Below are 19495 nucleotides of genomic sequence, written 5' to 3' on the forward strand. Positions count from 1 at the left end.
GCCGGAGTTGGTTGCGGCGATCGACGAGTTCATTCGGCTCAATAACAAGAACCCCAAGCCGTTCGTGTGGACCAAAACCGTCGACGACATTCTGAAGAAGATCAAGCATTGTAAAGCCATGATTGAGACACCACACTAGCAGCCCTGCATCATAGCGAAGCCCGCTTCCGTGAGAGCGCAGAACAGACCCGCTTGATGATGGACGCGTTACCAGTGCTTGTGGCCTATGTGGATCGAGAACATCGGTATCAGCAGAACAATGAAGGGTATCGACGCTGGTTCGGGGACGATCCGGCCTCGCTACAGGGCCGGCACCTGCAGGATGTCCTGGGCACAACGGCGTATGAGGCAATAAAACCGAAGATCGAGGCGGCGTTGCAAGGCGAGCATGTAGAGTTCGAGGCTGAACTTCCCTATGCCAAGGGAGGTGTCAGAAACGTCCACGTGGCGTATGCTCCACACCGCGATACCAATGGGACAGTACTCGGGTTCTATGGATTGGTACAGGACGTTTCTCCCAGGAAGAAGGCGGAAGAGGCGCTGAAGAGAAGTGAAGATCGTCAGCGCAAGATAGTTTCCGCCTTGGCCGAAGGCGTGGTCCTTCAGGACGCGGTCGGAACGGTCCTTTCCTGCAATGCTAGCGCGGAATCAATTTTGGGTCTCTCAGCGGAGCAGATGATCGGGCGAACGTCGCTCGCCCCCAGGTGGCAGGCCATGCATGAAGATGGTGCTCCGTTTCCAGGAAGCCAGCACCCTGCCATGTGCACTCTGCAAACAGGTGAGCCTTGCACCGATATCATTATGGGGGTGGACCGTCCGGACGGGAAACTTGTCTGGATCTCCATCAACACCAAACCCCTGTTCTCAGGAGGTAACGCGCTTCCCTACGGCGTAGTGTCCTCGTTTCAAGACATCACTAAGCGGAAGGAAGCGGAAGCGGCGCTGCAAGATCTATTAGACACGCTTGAACTGCGCGTAACCGAGCGAACCGCTGAACTCCAAAGGACAAATGCGTTGCTGGTAGAGGAAATCGCGCAGCGGCAGGAAATGGAAGCCGCCCTCCGACGGAGCGAATCGGGGTTGGCGGAAGCGCAACGGATCACCCAGATGGGCAGCTGGGAACTCGACTTGGTTGACGGTACTCTTAACTGGAGTCAGGAAATCTATCGAGTGTTCGAAGTTGACCCGGGGAAGTTCAGCGCCTCCTATGAGGCGTTCCTCAACGCCGTCCATCCCGAGGACCGGACGATGGTGAATGAGGCCTATACGCAGTCGGTGCAGAACCGCACCCCCTATGAGATCGTCCACCGGCTGCAAATGCCGGATGGACGGATCAAGTATGTGCAGGAACGCGGCGAGACCTACTACGATGCCGAGGGACGGCCACAGCGCTCCGTGGGCACCGTCCAGGACATCACCGAGCGTCAGGAAGACAAGCTGCAGTTGCAGCGCTCGCAAGCCTTGCTGCACTCGGTGTTCGAACACCTCCCCAACATGGTCTTCGTCAAGGATGCCCACACCCTCCACTTCGTCGAGTTTAATCAGGCTGGTGAGGCGCTGACCGGCTTTTCACGCGAGGAGTTGTTGGGCAAATCGGATTACGATCTCTTCCCACGGGAAGAGGCCGACTTCTTTACCGACAAAGACCGCTCCGTCCTGGCCAGCGGCTCCTTGCTGGAAATTCGCGAGGAAGAGATACAAACAAAAGACCGGGGCATCCGTTTTCTTCAGACGAAGAAAGTCCCGATCTATGATGCTCAGGGAATCCCGCAGTACCTCTTGGGAATTTCTGAGGACGTCACCGAACGCAAGCGGGCCGAGGAATCCTTGCTCCGGTTGCACGCCGAATTGGAAGAGCGGGTGCGGGGACGAACATCGGAATTATCTGAGACCAATAGCCGGCTTGAAGCCGAAATCATCGACCATGCGACAGCGAAGGAGACCCTCCAACGGCGCGATGCAATTCTTCAGGCGGTAAGTTACGCAGCGAAACAGTTTCTCCTAACCATTTCATGGGAGAGTCAACTCATTGACGTCCTTCAACGATTGGGAGAAGAGGCGGCTGTCGACCACGCCTGTGTGTTCAGGAACCATCGGGCTCAGGATGGAGACTTACGAACGTCTCTGCAGTCCGAGTGGGTAGCGCATGGAGTCCCTTCCAGAGTGAATGACGCAAGGTTGCAGGATGTGTCTTACCGTGCGCAAGGACTGGAGCGATGGGAAAGGGAACTGTCTCGCGGGATTCCGATTTGCAGTTCTGTGGCAGACTTGTCCCAAGCGGAACAGATCCTGATGCGTATCCGAGGGCAGCGCTCAATTACCCTGATTCCGATTGTTGTTGGACAGGAGTGGTGGGGAATGATGGTCTTCGGAATGATCCAGGCCGAACGATCGTGGCAGGCAGCTGAAATCGAGGCTTTGCAGGTCGCCGCAAGTACGTTAGGCGCCGGCATCCAACGGCAGCGCATGGAACAAGAAATCCGGTTGTACACCGAGGAGCTTGAGCAGCTGGTCACGCAAAGGACTGACCGGATCAGAGAACTGGAGGGTCAACGAGCACAAGCGGAGAAATTGGCTGCACTGGGGCAGTTGGCGGCGGGCGTGGCACATGAGATCAATAATCCGATTGCCGGCATCAAGAACGCCTTTCTCGTCCTGAAAGACGGGATTCCTCGCGAACATCCCCATTATCATTTTGTCGGGATGATTGAGCGAGAAATTGAACGAGTTGCGACCATCGTGCGTCGGATGTATGACCTGTATCGGGACGAATCGCAGCAAGAGCAGGTTGTTACCCTGGATACCCTCATGGAAGACCTTGCCTATTTACTCAAGCCGAAACTGACCCAGCGTAAGATCAGCCTGCAGAGCCATATTCTTCCTACGATTCCACCATTTCGACTGGTGCAGCGTGATCTGCTCCAGGTGCTGCTCAACCTTGTCCAAAATGCGGTCGAGGCTTCGCCTGAAAATGGTCTGGTGGTCGTGAATGTCACCCATGACCATGACCACGTCGCCTTCAGTGTTTCAGACGAGGGCTACGGTATTTCGCAAGACGAACAGCCTCACATATTCGAACCGTTCTTTTCCGGACATCACAAACGTAAGCAGGGAGGTATGGGGCTCGGCCTTTCCGTGTCGTACAGCCTTGTGCACGCGATGGGGGGAAGGATCGACGTCGTCAGCCAACCGAGCAAGGGAGCGACATTTATCGTAACGTTGCCTCTTACACCTACGCCACACATAACAGCTCATACGGAGGGAGAGACGTGATGACCCAAGTACACGCCCGCATCTTAATCGCTGACGACGAGGAGACGTTTCGATTGTCTACTGCGACTTTACTCCGACAGAAAGGATATGTGTGTGACTGCGCCCAGGATTCGGAAGAAGCTACGCGATTGCTGCAGGAGTCCTATGATCTTTTGATCGCGGATATTCGCATGCCCGGAAATTCAGAATTGGAATTGCTCCGGTCCGTCCACGAACGGATGCCGGAGCTCCCAGTGGTAGTTCTGACAGGATATCCCTCGCTGCCTACGGCGGTCGAATCCCTGAGACTTTCCATTAGTGATTACCTCATCAAGCCGGTCGGGCTACCGGAATTGCAACAGGCCATCACGCGTGCGCTGGAGAAAGGGCGACTGCTACGGGCCGTGCGAGAGGCCTCTGTGGAAACCGCTCAATTGACCGCTGCGCTCGATCACATCGAGCAGACGATGACGACGAGGGGAGGGAGTGATAAACAGCCGCTCATCTCATGGGGGGCCAAGCGATATGTTGAGCAAGCCGTCGCGCACATTGCACGTCTGTCGCTGGCTGTTGGGCAAGTCGTGGGCGGGCTGGACGAGGGGGGCGATCAATCGGCTGATGTTTGTCGGGTTATGCGGTGTTCGCGGTTGGCAGTGTATGAACAAGTCCTGGAGCAGACGGTTGAAGTTCTCGCACGCACAAAAAACGCATTCAAATCGAAAGAACTAGGAGAGTTGCGGAAGCACGTGGAAGACACCTTGAAAGCAAACCGCCGATTAGGGTAAAGATCATCCTTGGTTCGTCTTGGCGGGTAGGCTGGTCAGAGCCTATAAGTTGAAGGCGCAGCTGGGAACTCTCATGGGAGGCTCTCGGTTGCGCTTTTTTTATTGCCCGATCGCAGCGGCCTTATCATGTTTTCCACGTACGTCATAAGGAGCGTTGCGCAATGCACAGACGAAGCAACCGAATTCGTCTCCTCCTGGTGGAGGATCATGAGATTGTACGCGTCGCGCTGCGTGTCCTGTTAGAGCGTACCGGAGACATCCATGTGGTTGACGAGGCAGGAACGGCCTCCCGAGCATGGGAGCAGGTGACCAAGTTTAAACCTGATGTAGTTCTGCTGGATGTGAACTTGCCGGATCGCTGCGGTGTGGACCTCTGCCGTGACATTCGGGCTGCGTTTCCGAACACGCATGTGCTCTTCCTGACTGCGTTACCCGACACGGAGACCCTGCGCGCTTCCGTGGTTGGAGGGGCGGACGGTTACCTTCACAAGACGATCGATCTCGAGTCCCTCGTCGAAGCCATCAAGGCTGTGGCGAGCGGGAAGGGCTACCTCGACCACGCTGCGGCAGGCTCCGTCATGAGTTGGTTGAGGGCCTCGTCCATCCATTCAGATGCCAACCCGGCTCTGCAGTTATCTCCGCAGGAGCGGCGGGTCATTGCCCTTGTCGCCGAGGGCAAGACAAACAAGGAAATCGGCGTGACCCTCGTCCTCAGTGAAAAGACTGTGAAGAACTATATCAGCCACGCGTTCGAAAAGCTGGGAGTCACCCGCCGTGCGCAAGCTGCCGTCATGTTCATGAAGATCCCCCCAGATACCACCAAACTCCTCAGCTAAAGGTTTCCGAACGAAAACCGACAAGAAGAAACAAGACAACAATGGCCAAGCGAAAGGCTTGGTCAGCCTGAGCGGGCAGAGTTTAGCTCTGCAAGTTGAAGGTGTAATCGGATGGTTCCACCTGCTGGAACCGCTGGTTACGCCTTTTTTGTTGTCTTCATACTGTCATGATCCCGTGCCGGACCCGCGTGCCAGGATTTCGAGAGAGCGCCCGAAGGGCAACTGGCTGAGGACAAGCTGAACGACCAGAGAGAGGAAACACTTTCCATGCCGTTCCATCGAGAACCAACCTATACACGTCTGGATTGCCTCATGATCGTGAGATCGCCACTGCGGACTGTCCTGAACCTAACGGCTCAACACATTGCGTCGGCTGCCAGAAATATCGTGCGTTATTCCACACATCACTCACATGCCATAGGCGATCGGCGCGCGCTGTAGACACCCGGCGCCTCTGACAGGACCTTTCGGAACTATGCCTCGTTTACATCGAAACATTCTTCTCTCCTCATCATGGTTGACTCGCCTCGTCATTGCCATTGCTGGCTTATGTATCGTCGGTGGGTGGTTCTCAGTTCAGTACATCAAGACCCACCTTCTGGCTCGCTCGGGGGAAGCTCTTGGGTTTGCTGCCGCTAGTGCCGCCAACCAGCTCGATCTCTTGCTAACAGAGCGGTACGGTGACATCAGGATGATGACTCAGGCCACGGTATTCCACAGCCGCGAGACCAGAACGGCCGAAAAATACCTTCGAATGCTGCAAGATTCCTATCCGGTGTATTTGTGGCTGGGCTTCGCCGACAACACTGGCCGCATCATCGCCGCCACGGATCAGACTACCGTTGGAGTAGACAGCCATGGCCGCACATGGTTCCAGCTTGCCAAGAATGGCGGGATTCCCCATGCAGAAGATGCTGAGCCATCTCGTGAAGCCGAGGGAGTCTTTGCGGTCACTATGAGTAGTCCGATTATTGGCACAGCCGGGGAATTTCATGGAGTGGTATCGGCGCAGATTGGACTGCCGGTGCTTGAGGACACGGTGGCCCACATCGCAATGGCGCTGCAAGCCCAATTGGGGACCGCACACAGAATCGAGTGGCAGATCTTGAATTCAGCCGGCGACGTGGTGGCCGATTCCGTTCTTCGTGAAGAGGGCAGGATTAATCTCAAGCAGCTCAGTCTTCCATCTGCCCTGTTGGTCCAGTCCGCACCAGCGGGATTCGTCGAAGAAAAACATATTCGTCGAGGCATCGAGGTCGTAACAGGATATGCACGCACGAAGGGATCTGACCGATTCCCCGGATTTGGATGGTCCGTACTCATACGCCAAGACCGCGATGATATTCTTCTGCCGATCAACCGTGTCATCTGGTTTCTCTCTGGCGGCGTGAGCGTGGTCATTCTCCCCCTGATTGGGCTCTTGATATGGAGCACGAATCGGCTTGAGCGGGAATGGACGAGCAGTCTCCGGCGGAGCGAAGCGATGCAGGGAGTAGTGGAGGCTGCCCGCCAGCTGACTTCCGAGCGGAACTTAGAGCAACTCTTGCGACAGCTGATCGAACTCAGTCGAAAGCTGACGGGGGCACAGTATGGAGCCCTCGGCATTTTCGATGCGTCCGGCACAAAACTCACCCGGTTTCTCACATCCGGCATGGACCAGGCCACAGAGAAGGCCATCGGACAGCTGCCATCCGGTCAAGGCTTGTTGGGCCACCTGGCCAAAACCGAAGGGGCCCTCCGACTTCGGGATCTGACTCAACATCCGGCATCATCAGGCGTTCCTTCTCATCATCCTGTCATGCGCTCCTTCCTTGGCATCTCTATCGAAATGCACGGGATGCTCTTCGGTCGGCTCTACTTGACGAACAAAGAGACTTCAGTAGGGGGCAACGCAGAATTTACCGACCTTGATGAACAGGTGATCTCCACCCTAGGGGCCCAAGCAGGGGCGGCGATTAGAAACACCAACCTGCTCAATGAACTGGGAGATGCGGAAGCACAGTTGCGGCTTTTGCTTGAATCGACGGGTGAGGGAATCTGTGGCCTGGACATGACGGGGCGATGTGTATTCATCAACTCCTCTGCGGCAAACATGCTGGGGTACCAACGGGACGAGTTGCTCGGACAGAACCTGCATGAACTCGTGCATCACAGTTACCCGGATGGATTAGCCTATCCTCTTGACCAGTGCCCTATCTTTCGAGCATCGCAAACCGGGCAGGCATGTCGTGTTGATGGCGAATTTCTGTGTCGCAAAGACGGGACCATGTTGGCGGTGGAGATGTCCGCTCATCCGATTCTGGAAAAGGGAATCATCACTGGGGTCGTGGTCACCTTTCGAGACATCTCGGAGCGCAAGCAGGCCCAGGACGCCTTATCCAAAGCCGCGCAAGACCTTGAATGGAAGAACTGGGAATTGTCCTTGGCAAGGGACCAAGCGCTGGAGAGCACCAGGTTGAAATCAGAATTTCTCGCCACTATGAGTCATGAAATTCGCACCCCCATGAACGGTGTGATCGGCATGACCGATCTATTGCTCGACACTACGTTGACCGAAGAACAGCGTGATTATGTCCGAATGCTACGTGCCTCCGGGGAGAATCTACTTGGCATCATCAACGATATTCTCGACTTTTCTAAGATTGAGGCAGGGAAACTGGATCTCGAAACCATAGACTTCGACCTCCGAACTACAATCGAGTCGGTGCTCGAACTGCTGGCCAAACCTGCCCACAGCAAGCATCTTGAATTGGTCGGATTGATCTACGCCAACACCCCGTCATCGGTTCGAGGCGACCCGAGCCGCTTGCGGCAGATCCTTACGAATCTGATCGGGAATGCCATCAAGTTCACCGAGCAGGGAGAGGTGGTCCTCCAAGTGGCGCTGAGCGTTGATGCCAACGAACACGTTCTCGTGCGTTTTGATGTGAGCGACACAGGAGTTGGAGTTAGCTCAGAAGGGCTGTCACGACTCTTCCAGTCATTCAGCCAAGCGGATGGCTCAACGACACGCAAGTATGGTGGTACGGGGCTGGGGCTGGCCATTTGTAAACGGCTTGTGGAGATGATGGGGGGTGAGATTGGAGTCGATAGCACCCTTGGGAGAGGCAGTCGTTTCTGGTTTACTGTGCAATTGGGAAAGCAGGCGGTCAGTGCAACCTCTCCGGAGGAGTCTCCGGTAGAGTTACGCGATTTGCATGTATGCCTAGTCGATGATAACGCAACGAATAGGACGCTGTTGCAGCACTATGCCACTGCTTGGGGGATGCGGAGCGAAAGTGTAGATGAGGGTTCACGAGCACTCGAAATGCTCCGCGCTGCCGCTTCGCAGAGAGAGGGGTTCGATCTCGCGCTCATAGATATGCAGATGCCAGGGATGGATGGTTTGACATTGGCTCGGGCAATACAAGCCGACCCAACTCTCAAACCCCTTCGCTTGGTATTGATTACATCTGCAGGCCAGCGCGGAGATGCCAAAGCGGCGCAGGAGGCGGGCATCGCCGGGTATCTCACCAAGCCCATCCGCCGATCTCAGCTACGAGAATGCCTGGAGCTGGTTATGCGAATGCCAGGGAACCAGACCGGACAAGCAACCGCCAGCACACCTCCATTAATCACTCGCCATCATCTTGCCGAGCGAGCGACACAACGGCGTACCAGGATTCTCGTGGCTGAAGACAATGCCGTGAACCGGGTCGTCATTGTACGATTGCTGGAGAAGTTGGGCCATCTTCCTGATGTCGTCATCAATGGGAATGAAGCCATTGCAGCCTTGCGTAGGGAAGGGCGCTATGATCTGGCGTTCATGGACTGCCAAATGCCCGAAATGGATGGCTATGGGGCGACGGCTGAAATACGAAAATTGGAAGGAGCGGCTCGCCATGTTCCTATCATCGCGCTCACTGCCAACGCCATGAAGGGTGACCGGGACAAGTGCCTGGAAGCCGGTATGGACGACTATATTTCGAAGCCCGTCACGGTTGAGAAACTCAAAACCATCCTCGAACGCTGGATACCGCCGACTGAAGGTGAGCTTACATAAGAGAGGGGTGACTCGAAACCCCTGGCTCTGTCGCACAAGCCTGAGGCTGGCGTCAGAGCGTTCGCTCCAGCGGCATGTGCCCATCAGCAGGCGGGACCTGAGTGCGGAACGCTGTCAGCTCACGTGTGAGATAATGGCGGCAGGGATCTCGGTCAATGGAAGAACTTTATCCACGGCGCCTAGTTTGATAGCCTCTTTCGGCATACCAAACACCACGCAGCTGGCTTCATCTTGCGCGAGCGTGAACGCGCCGCCTTTTTTCATCTCCATTAAGGCTTTAGCGCCGTCTCCTCCCATCCCAGTGAGAATCACCCCGATGCAATTCCCTCCGGCAAATTTTGCGACGGAGTCAAACATGACATCCACAGAAGGCCGGTGATGATTCACGGGTGGGGCCTGATTGAGGCGGACCGTATAGCGTGCGCCGCTTCTGGTGAGAGTCATATGAAAGTTCCCCGGCGCAATGAGGGCGTGTCCTGGTAGCACGCTGTCGCCATCCTCAGCTTCTTTCACTGAAATCCGACACAGTGAGTTCAATCGGTCGGCAAAGGTTTTCGTGAATCGCTCGGGCATGTGTTGTGTGATGATAATCGGTGGCGTATTAGGGGGGAGCACCTCTAAGACCTGCTTTAGCGCTTCCGTTCCTCCCGTCGACGCGCCAATTGCTATAATAGTGTCTGTCGTCTTTATCATGGCGGATCCCAGCGTATGGATTGCAGTGGGGGATGCGCCTTTCGAGGCGACAGCTTTCCTCGTAACTTTTGATTGCGCGGCTGCCTTGATTTTTGCAATAAGGTCTTGTCCAACGTCCTCCATACCTTCTTTTAAATCGATCTTGGGTTTCGTAATGAAGTCTACCGCGCCAAGTTCAAGTGCGCGCAGCGTGGTCTGGCACCCCTGTTCGGTTAAGGAACTCACCATAATGACCGGCATCGGATGTCCGGCCATCAGTTTCTCGAGAAATGTGAGCCCGTCCATACGAGGCATCTCCACATCGAGCGTTAACACATCGGGATTGAGCGCTTTGATTTTTTCACGGGCAATATAGGGGTCTTGTGCGGCGCCGATCACCTGAATCTCTGGGTCCTTTGAGAGTAACTCAGTGAGAACCAGGCGCATGAGTGCCGAGTCGTCGACGATCAAAACGCGAATCTTAGCCATCACTTCCTCTCAGTACGAATAGGCAAACGAGGAACAAAGGAATATTCTGTTTCACGGTCATCGTTCATCATTTGCCGATCAGAACAGTGTGACATTGCCGTCGGTGTGACGCTGCTGCAAGGATGCTTGGTATTGCGTTTCTTGCTCGCAAATTGTCGGGTTTGTGATGCGTTCTATTTATGTCAGCAGGACACGGCCGGATGCCATAAAGTCCTGTGCCTTCTGGGGTAGATACCTCTCTGGTCGGCTGTGATTGGATGAAACCCGACCTGTTCAAGATACGTCAATGCCCAGACTGCGTTATTGGTATCGATATATTGGGCACAATTGTAGATTTACCCGGAGCCGAAGCGCTTTACCTCCAGTCTACCTCTGTGGCCTCCACGCTTCAGAATCTGGTTCATAGAGTAATTCGAGTTCATTGGATCCTCTAAACAATCATTCTGCGTCCAGCAGCCGACGGCTGTTGTCCAAATCGCTATCCCTTCACCTGAACCGTTTACGCTCTCTTCCGGTAGATCGTTGGTGCCACGGACTGAAATGGATGCTCCACCCACTGAAGACTCTCGGAGTGGCCGATGAACAAATACCCACCCGGCTTGAGGTAGCGATGGAACCTGTTCACGAGTGTCTGTTGCGTCGGGCGATCAAAGTAGATCATCACATTCCGGCAGAAGATGACGTCCAGTGGGGTCTTGATGGGGTAGTGCTCGTCCATCAGATTGATACGCTGGAACCGGATCATGTCGGACAGATAAGATTTAACCTTGACTGTTCCGGCCTGCGCACCCTGACCCTTCAGGAAATGGCGCTGAACGATTTCTGGAGAAAGTTCGCGAAGCCGGTCTTCTTGGTAGACACCGGACGCGGCTTGGGCTAGTACGCGTGTTGAGAGGTCCGACGCGAGCACCTTCCAATCCCATTGGAGCGGGGTCGCGACACTGTCATACATCGCCATGGCGATCGTGTAGGGCTCCTCGCCGGAAGAACAGGCCGAGGACCAAATTCGGACGCGCCTGTGATCGTTGAGTGTCGGTAGAATATGCTCCCGCAGGAATTGGAAGTGCTGTGGCTCGCGAAAGAAATCAGTCTTATTTGTGCAGATGCAGTCGAGCATCTGCGTGAACTCATCGCCCGCAGGCTCACTCTCGATATGCTCGAAGTAGTCATGAAAGGTGTCCAGCCCCAAGGTTCTGAGCCGCTTAGACAAGCGTGACACCACTAAGGACTTCTTGCCATCGTTCAGGCTGATCCCCATTACCCGATAGACCATGGACCGGAATCGGTCGAATTCCTCATCGGTGATTAAATATTCCATCGAAATCTTGTTTCTCAATTCCTTATCCTTCGTGACTTGTTGGGCCTATCTCGGTCAAGGGCTCTCGTATCACGAACGCGAAGAGACGACTAACGCCTTATGATGCGGGGTACCACACAAAGAGGAGTAGATACACCAAATAGGCGGTGGCAATAGTGCCGGAAAACGTCCAGATGAGGAGTTTGCCGAGGCGCCGGTGCAGAAACATTCCAGCCGCCATGGCCCCGACACTTCCGTACCGTAGCCTGGTCAGTCCCTGATACAAGTTGTAGACCCCTAGGCCGATGGTGGCAGCTGCGAGGCTCGTGTGAATTAATAGCACCGGCATATAAACCTGCCAGTACTCAGCCTGCGTGCCGCCGAACTGCTCACGCCCAAACAGAAGCTGCTTCGTGACATAGGCGACCAACCAAATCCCGACGACCGTCCCGGCTCGGACCATATGGCGAGCATGGGCGGAGACTTCATGGTGCCGCGCGGATCGGGCTCCAGCTAAGGCCGCCAGATAGGCGATCGTCATGCTGAATAGCACGCCGTACCAAACAACGGTTTTTATGTCCATGAGTGAACTCCTCAAGGATGCCGCCGCTCCGCCCCGTTACAGGGAGGAGCGGCAACTTGGGTATGTGGTGAGGGGATCCAGCTAGCGATTAGAACTCGTCGAAGCCGTCCTGCTTGGCATGGTGCCCATTGCGCTCAGGTTTGCTCACTCCCACTCCAACCGTGGCCGGTGTACCCGGCCGCCGCGGTGCCACCTGGGGACGTGAGACGTGAGCCCGCGGATTGAGCTTCTTGGCCACCTTGCCCTCAGCCGTGGCCACTGGGCCTTCATCCGTCTGCTCCTCAATGGCAGCCATCTCGGCCACCCGTCCCTCTTTCATTTTGAAGGACTCCATCAACCGCATGAGCTGTTGGGATTGGGCCGCGAGGGTCTGGCAGGCTGCGGCCGATTCCTCGACCAGCGCCGCATTCTGCTGAGTCGTCTCGTCCATCTGCATGATGGCCTTGTTCGTCTGCTCGATCCCGGTCGTCTGTTCCTGCGACGCCGCCGAGATTTCCGAGACGATGTCGGCCACCCGCTTGACTGAGCTGACGATCTCCTCCAGCGTCTTGCCGCACTGTGAGACCAAGCCGCTGCCATCCGAGACTTTCTGGACCGATTCGTTGATCAGCCCCTTAATCTCCTTGGCCGCCGTGGCGGAGCGCTGCGCCAGATTCCGCACTTCCGCCGCCACCACCGCAAAGCCACGTCCTTGCTCACCGGCCCGCGCCGCTTCCACGGCTGCATTCAAGGCCAATAAGTTCGTCTGGAAGGCGATTTCGTCGATCACGGTGATGATGTCCGCAATCTTCTTGCTGCTCTTGTTGATCTCGTCCATCGCCACGATGGCCTTGGTTGTCACTTGGCCACCCTGCTCGGCGACATCGCGGGCCGCGGCCGCCAATTGGTTGGCTTGCTTGGCGTTGTCCGCATTCTGCTTGACCGTAGACGTCATCTCCTCCATCGCGCTGGAGGTCTCCTCCAAGGCCGAGGCCTGTTCGGACGTCCGTTGGGAGAGATCCTCCGTGCCCTGGCTGATCTCCCCAGAGCCGGTCGAGACGCTCTCTGTCGCCGTCTTGACCGCTCCGACGACCTTGGTCAAGCGGTCCACGAGCGCATCGAGCATTGTATTGATGCCTTCGGCCAGAGACCGGTAGAAGCCCTCGAAGTTTTCAGCGGGGGCCCGCTCCGAAAGCCTGCCGTCCACCGCCGCGCTGATGAGGCGCTGCACCTCGTTCTGCGCCTGTTTCTGGGCTGTGATGTCCGCCCATTCCAGCGTATTACCGAGATACTCGCCGGTCTGGGATACGATGGCGGAAACGGTGAGGCTCAGCGTCAGGGGCCCCAGCTTGATTTCGGCCTGGTGCGGCAAGTTTTTGGGGTCCTCCAGAATCCGCCGTTGATGCGAGGGCACCTTGTGGAATGAATCGATGCAGGTGCCTACCAGCTTATTCGTATCGAAGGCGGGCAGGACCTTTCGAATTTCGGTTTCCAGGGTCCTTAGTTTCTTGATGGCGGTGTTGTTGACGTAGGTAACAATCAAGTTCCGATCGCACATGAGCACGTTGGAATTGGCGTCATCGAGCGACGTCCTGACGACGAACATTTCCTTTTCCATCTTCCGCTTTTCAGTGACGTCTTCCCACTCGAGCGTGTTCCCCAAATAGTCTCCGGTCTGCGACGTGATGGCGCTCACGGTCAGGTTGAGCGTCAGGGGTCCGAGTTGAATGTCGGCTTTGTAGGGGAGATTCGCTGGATTATCGAGGATCCGGCGCTGCTTGCTCGGGTCTTTATGAAATCCATCGATACACGTCCCCACGATGGCATCGGCGTTGAAGCTGGGCAGCACCTTCTTGATTTCTGTTTCGAGGTCTTTGAGCTTCTTCTGGGCGGTCTTATTAATGTAGGTAATGACCAGGTTCCGGTCGCACATCAGCACATTGGTTTGGGAATTATCGAGTGCCGTCATGCAGAGCATGCCCATGTCCGGCCCCGTTGCAACGCCTTTTGTCTTGCTCTTGCTCTTGCTCATTGTCCGTCTCCCTTGTGTAGAGTGTGCCCGCTGGGCTCCAGCAAGCATGATGGTTTTGATGGCTCCGTATGCATCGATCCAGGCCTGTTTCACCCCAGGCGTCCACGCTGGTCCGGCAAATTCCTGCAGCACAGCAAGAAGGTTCTCACCTACCGCATCGTAGTGGGTCGGCTCGGCTCCATACGTCACATGCCGAGCCCCCAGGTCTTGTAAGGCCTTGGTCAACTTATCGGGGTGGCGGAGGTTTTGAATGACGAGTACGAGTGAGGCCAGTAATTTCTTTTTCTGCGCCTTCATCGAGCTCTGTTTGAACAGCGGCTTGACGGCCGGATACTTCTGGAACAGCCGCTCATAGAACCGGGTGACCAGCTTCTCTCCCTGCGGGGCCACCAATTTGAAACTGCTTTCTAAAACATCAACGTTTAGACTCATGATCTATGCTCCTTTAAGCCGTAAGAGTCTGGCTCGCCGCCACAGCCGTTTGAGCGATGTCCTCCGTGGATAGCACTCGGTCGATATCCAGGAGCGTGATGAGCTTGTCTCCCGATTGGGCGATGCTATAAATAAAGCTGGTATCCACTTTCGCTCCAAAGTTTGGGGCGGGCTGAAGCTCTTTCGCGGCGATGTCCAGGACATCCGAGACGGCATCCACGACCACGCCCATCACGTGGTCTTTCACCACCACGACGACGATGACGGTGAACATGGTGGCGTTGACCTGCTCCATCCCGAACTTGGCGCGCAGGTCTACGATCGGGACAATTGACCCGCGCAGATTCAGGACCCCCTTGATAAAGGCGGGCGTATTGGGAATCCGTGTGACGGCCGTATAGCCTTTAATCTCTTGGACCCGCAGGATATCCACCCCGTAGTGTTCCTCCCCAAGCACAAACGTCAGATATTGATTCCCCTCAGACGCCAGTCGGATCTGCTGATCCGAGACCGATGCCGTCGTGTCCAGTGCCGTCGCCATAAATCCCTCCGTATAGGTCGTGTGTGTCACGCCGCCGTTGCCGTGCTCTGCCTCGCCAATTCAATGAGCCCCCTGACATCCAGAATGAAGCCCACGGTCCCGTCACCAAGGATGGTCGCTCCCGCTAAGCCTTCTACCTTCTGAAAGTTCTTCTCCAGGCTCTTAATGACGACCTGCTGTTGGCCCAGCAATTCGTCCACCATCACGGCGACTCGTTCGCCTTCGGTCTCCAGAATCACCAGAATCGCTCGTTCAGGATCGGTGACATCCGGTGTCACGTTGAAGACGTCAGCCAAGCGCACTACGGAGAGATAGGCGCCGCGCACATTGACTACTTCACCTCGTTTCACGACGGTTTTGATGGAGTCCTGTCTGGGCTGAATGGATTCGATGACAGAAAGCAGCGGCACAATGTACGTTTCTGGTCCGATGCGGACTGTCAAACCATCAATGATCGCGAGAGTCAGCGGCAGCTTCAGCGTGAAGACCGTGCCCTTGCCGGCCTCAGTTTTGATGGTGACGGTTCCGCTCAGTCCTTCGATGTTCTTCTTGACCACATCCATGCCCACACCGCGGCCGGACACGTCAGTGACCTTGTCGGCGGTGGAAAAGCCGGGCCGGAAGATCAACGGCCAGATCTGTTCATCGGAAAGCTTGTCTGCTTCGCTGATCAACCCCTGCTGGAGGGCTTTGGCCAGGATTTTGTCGCGATTCAGGCCGCGCCCGTCGTCCTCGACCGTAATACAAATGCTTCCCCCTTCATGGAAGGCATTGAGCGTGATCATGCCCTGGATAGGCTTGCCGGCGGCGATCCGTTCGTCGGGGAGTTCAAGTCCGTGATCCGTGGAGTTTCTTATCAGATGGGTCAAAGGATCCCCGATGGACTCGATCACGGTCTTGTCCAGTTCCGTGTCTTCGCCGGACATGACCAATTGGATCTGTTTTCCGTTCTTGGTGGCTAGGTCACGGACCAGACGGGGAAAGCGGTTGAAGGCCGTGCCGATGGGCAGCATCCGGACCGCCATGACCCGTTCCTGGATTTCGCGGGTATTGCGCTCCAGTTGGGTGAGGCGCTCCTGTAACACGGGCAGTTTGTCTATGGTGAAGCGGGCGCCCAGATCACTCAACATGGACTGGGTGATCACCAATTCGCCAACCAGGTTAATCAGCTTGTCGATCTTGTCCGTATCCACCCGGATGGATGGGGTTTCGACCTTGCGAGACGCGGCCGCTGGTGCCAGTTTCTGCTGCCTGTCCAGCGCGTGGGCGATTTGCTGAGATGTGGCAACGTGCTGTTCGACGAGAATTTGGCCCAGCCGTTTTTGCTGGGAGAGCGCATGGCGCAGCACGTCCGGTGAAATCACCCCGTCTTCGACCAAGATCTCACCGAGGGGCTTCGGTTGGTCGCTCGTCTCATGTGGTTCGTGACGTGCCGTTGGTTCCGATGCGTCAAGGACGGGGGACTGTTCCGTGATCGTCAACACACTATCGTCCTCGACGAAGAGAAAGACGTCTTCGATCTCTTTCTGTGTATGATCCGTTTCGAGGGTGACCGTAAAGGAGAGCGTTGTGTTGTCCGTGGCCAATTCTTCAATGGTCGGGAGGTGTTCGATATCCACCGAGCAGGTGAAATCACCAAGATCGCGCAGCTCGCGCAGGATCTGGCTCGGGTGGAGCCCCCGCGCAAAGACCGCCGGAGTCGGGGCCCAGGTAATTTCGTAGCGCCGGCGTGGGGAGGGACCGGTTTCCTGAACTGATGCCATTGCAGGCGCAGCAACAACCTGCCCCATGGCATAGGCCTGCAAGCGTTCGCTTAGCGGACCTACGATGGCGTCATTCGGCGCCTCATTCGTCTTCGCCGCATCCACCAGCCCCTTCAACCCATCGGTGGCCTCCAGTAAGAGATCCACGAGGGGCTTCGTCACCTCCATCTTCCCGGTGCGCAACACATCCAGGATATTTTCCATCTTATGAGTGAACTCGCCGACCGCCGTGAACCCAAACATGCCACTGTTGCCTTTGATGGAATGTGCTGCGCGAAAGATGCGATTGAGAAGATCGAGATCTCCGGGCCGTCCTTCGAGCTGGAGCAGTCCCTCCTCCAGCGTGGCAAGGTGCTCATTGGACTCCTCGAAAAACGCCCCTTGAAACCGTGAGAGATCAGTACTCATGCTGGTAACACCTTCTGAATGACCTTCAACATTTGTTCCGGATTGAATGGTTTCACGATCCAGCCGGTCGCTCCCGCCGCCTGGCCATCTTTCTTTTTGTCGTCGGCCGACTCCGTGGTGAGCATGAGAATAGGCGTGAATTTGAGGGCTGGCATCTTGCGGACTTCCCTAATCAGGGAAATACCATCCATTTCAGGCATATTGAGGTCGGTCACTATCAAATCAGGTTTGGCCCCGCCAGTGATCTTGCTCACCGCTTCTTTGCCATTGCCTGCCTCGACGACTTGAAATCCTGCACCGGTCAAGGTGAAGGCCACCATCTGTCGCATCGTGGAAGAGTCATCAACGACCAAGACCATTTTCCCCATGACCGCTCCTTCGTGTTGCTATCCTATTAAAGACATCGGTTAAAATAGCGTAACGGTATCGGCCAACTCGCTCTCACGATCGGTGTGGGATGATGGTTGGGACCGTCCCATTGACATCGTGGCGCGCTCGGATTCCATCGTGTAGCTGTTTTCCAAGTTCTTGAGTGGCTGTAGTCTATCCTGCAAAGTCTGGCCTTCTATCCCAGAGGCCAGAGCCTCGATATAGTCGCGCATATGGCTGAGCGGCTGAATCACATGCTCAAGTTTCTGGCGCGTCATGTCTTGGAATTGCAGTGTCATCACAATTTGAGCCACGTCTGTCGCCAGGGTTTTCGCGCACTCCCTGGATTGCTCAATAGCCGTTTCAGACACTCTGTTTCTTTCAAGGACCGTCCGGGACATGTCCTCAACACCTTGCTTCATGCCGAGTGTATTGGTCATATCCACTGAGCCGAGAATATCGAGCTTTCTAAGTGCCGTTGCGGTACTTGCCTGCACGTCCTTCACGAGATTGCTGATGGTGCTCGCCGCCTGTCCTGAACGATTAGCAAGCTTAGAGACCTCATCCGAAACGACCGCGAAACCTCGGCCATGATCACCCGCCCTCGCAGCCTCGATCGCTGCATTCAAGGCCAGGAGACGCGTTTGATCGGCAATGAACTGGATTTCCTCAAGAATATTGGAGATGGAATTAGCGCCAGCTTTGACTTCACTCATAACCGCAGTTGCCTCTATGGCCGCCTGTGAAGCTGTCATCACATCCTGCACAAATGTTGTGAGCATCTGATCGCTTTTTGTCAGGATATGTTCCACGCCGTATTCACCACTGAAGAACATGTCGCTCGCCTGGGCGGACTGGGTTGATGCTCTTAGGGAAATGGTTTGGAATCGTGTGGAGATATCGAGCACGGCCTGTTCGGTTTGGTGGATCACTGCCTTCATCTGCTCGGAAAGTACCGGCATGATAGGAAGCACACAGGATGCAAATTCTTTCCAGGCCCGCTGGCTCTCCTCTAACTGCTCGATACGTGCCTGCGCTTTCTGATCTGCTTCCACCAGGCGCAGCTGCCAGGAATGTCTGAGCCGCCAGAAAACCAGACCACTTCCGGCCGCCAATCCACCGACCCCTCCGAACACCATCGCCAGAATCTGGTCAATCATCATGTTTCCACATCACAAAGAAGCGAATGATCGGAAAATAAAAAAGGCGAAATCGGATCCTCGATAACGAGATGATCCAATTTCGCCTTCAACTTGCAGGTCTGAAACCCTGCCCGCTCAGGCGGACCAAGCCTTCTTGCTTAGCCCTTGCTGTATCCCTTGTTTGTTCTTATCGGATGGGGCAGGGGGAACCTTTAGCCCCATATGCAACCGCGGCCGGATTCGTAGGGTGTCTTCAGGAATATGAACGGGACGGGAGTGCCGTCACAGCAGGAAACAGATAGCTCATGGGTCGCATCGATCTAGGTGATGGGGACCATCGGTACTGTGCATGCCCTTTCTTACAATCCCGGAAGAGCACATCCCGCTGCCTGCGCCCAATTTATATAGAGAAAGGGCGCTCACGAGCACCATAGATCACCACCGATAGGCGCCTGAGAAGGTGACAGGGAGTGGCCCATGTAATAGTCCCGCCTCCGTTCTGCTGATGCAGCATTAGCGGGGGTTCCCATTAGTGTCTGAGCAAATAAACATGTCGTACCGGTCCGCGAGTTGATCCACCGCCTTCCGCAATTTTTTCGCCCAGCCTTTTGACCGCACGAGGTAATGTTTTTCCAGGACGTCTGCGGCCTGGTGCCCCATGAGATGTTTCACAACCTCACGGTGCACGGCCTCCTCGCCATCTTCTGCCCCGATGTCCTCTAGCGCGGAAGCAAACCAGCGGCGCAGGTCGTGGAACCGAAGGTCGCCACACTCGGCGGCCTCGGCCGCGCGCGCCCACGCTTTTGAGAGTGCCCCAGGCGCAGACCATTCTTCGAAGACCCGACTCTCGAGCTCGATGTCCTCCCCTTCCAT

13 protein-coding genes are annotated in these 19495 nt (G+C 55.7%); 4 read left to right on the forward strand and 9 right to left on the reverse strand.

All coding sequences use genetic code 11. The features are described from left to right. The first annotated feature begins 144 nt into the window (after positions 1–144). The 4 genes from Q7U39_06705 to Q7U39_06720 all read left to right on the forward strand — a co-directional run bounded on the left by Q7U39_06705 (position 145) and on the right by Q7U39_06720 (position 8915). On the forward strand, positions 145–3273 hold the full coding sequence (locus tag Q7U39_06705) for a PAS domain S-box protein (GenBank protein MDO9117627.1): 3129 nt from the start codon (positions 145–147) through the stop codon (positions 3271–3273). Beyond that, positions 3273–4037 (forward strand): response regulator, encoded by a 765-nt coding sequence (locus Q7U39_06710; protein MDO9117628.1) that lies wholly within the window; start codon positions 3273–3275, stop codon positions 4035–4037. Before Q7U39_06705 ends, Q7U39_06710 begins: the two co-directional genes overlap by 1 nt. A 161-nt stretch (positions 4038–4198) precedes the next feature. Beyond that, positions 4199–4873, forward strand: coding sequence for a response regulator transcription factor (locus Q7U39_06715; GenBank protein ID MDO9117629.1), 675 nt, complete (start codon positions 4199–4201; stop codon positions 4871–4873). 475 nt (positions 4874–5348) lie between these two features. Further along, positions 5349–8915, forward strand: coding sequence for a response regulator (locus Q7U39_06720; protein ID MDO9117630.1), 3567 nt, complete (start codon positions 5349–5351; stop codon positions 8913–8915). Positions 8916–9029: 114 nt separating this feature from the next. On the opposite strand, the gene Q7U39_06725 is transcribed toward Q7U39_06720, so the two are convergent. From Q7U39_06725 to Q7U39_06765, 9 genes are all read right to left on the reverse strand, one after another. Then, positions 9030–10076, reverse strand: a complete 1047-nt coding sequence (locus Q7U39_06725) for a chemotaxis response regulator protein-glutamate methylesterase (protein ID MDO9117631.1) — start codon at positions 10074–10076, stop codon at positions 9030–9032. A 499-nt stretch (positions 10077–10575) separates the two neighbouring features. Next, positions 10576–11394 carry a protein-glutamate O-methyltransferase CheR gene (locus Q7U39_06730; GenBank protein MDO9117632.1) on the reverse strand — a complete coding sequence of 273 codons (819 nt, stop codon included), beginning with the start codon at positions 11392–11394 and terminating at the stop codon, positions 10576–10578. 97 nt (positions 11395–11491) lie between these two features. Next, the gene (locus Q7U39_06735; protein ID MDO9117633.1) at positions 11492–11956 is read right to left on the reverse strand and encodes a DUF420 domain-containing protein; all 465 of its coding nucleotides are present in this window, start codon (positions 11954–11956) and stop codon (positions 11492–11494) included. Between the two features lie 88 nt (positions 11957–12044). Then, positions 12045–14399, reverse strand: a complete 2355-nt coding sequence (locus Q7U39_06740) for a methyl-accepting chemotaxis protein (protein ID MDO9117634.1) — start codon at positions 14397–14399, stop codon at positions 12045–12047. A gap of 13 nt (positions 14400–14412) precedes the next feature. After that, positions 14413–14940 (reverse strand): chemotaxis protein CheW, encoded by a 528-nt coding sequence (locus Q7U39_06745; protein MDO9117635.1) that lies wholly within the window; start codon positions 14938–14940, stop codon positions 14413–14415. 26 nt (positions 14941–14966) lie between these two features. Further along, positions 14967–17111 carry a chemotaxis protein CheA gene (locus Q7U39_06750; GenBank protein MDO9117636.1) on the reverse strand — a complete coding sequence of 715 codons (2145 nt, stop codon included), beginning with the start codon at positions 17109–17111 and terminating at the stop codon, positions 14967–14969. After that, entirely contained in the window at positions 17108–17479 is a 372-nt protein-coding gene (locus tag Q7U39_06755; protein MDO9117637.1) for a response regulator, read from the reverse strand. The genes Q7U39_06750 and Q7U39_06755 overlap by 4 nt, the downstream gene beginning before the upstream one ends. Positions 17480–17518: 39 nt before the next feature. Then, a complete protein-coding gene (locus tag Q7U39_06760) occupies positions 17519–18643 on the reverse strand; it encodes a methyl-accepting chemotaxis protein (GenBank protein ID MDO9117638.1) in 1125 nt (374 codons plus the stop codon). 492 nt (positions 18644–19135) lie between these two features. Further along, positions 19136–19495: hypothetical protein (locus tag Q7U39_06765; protein ID MDO9117639.1), on the reverse strand; the 360-nt coding region annotated here is incomplete at its 5' end.

The organism is Nitrospira sp. (genome assembly GCA_030653545.1).
GTDB lineage: Bacteria > Nitrospirota > Nitrospiria > Nitrospirales > Nitrospiraceae > Nitrospira_D.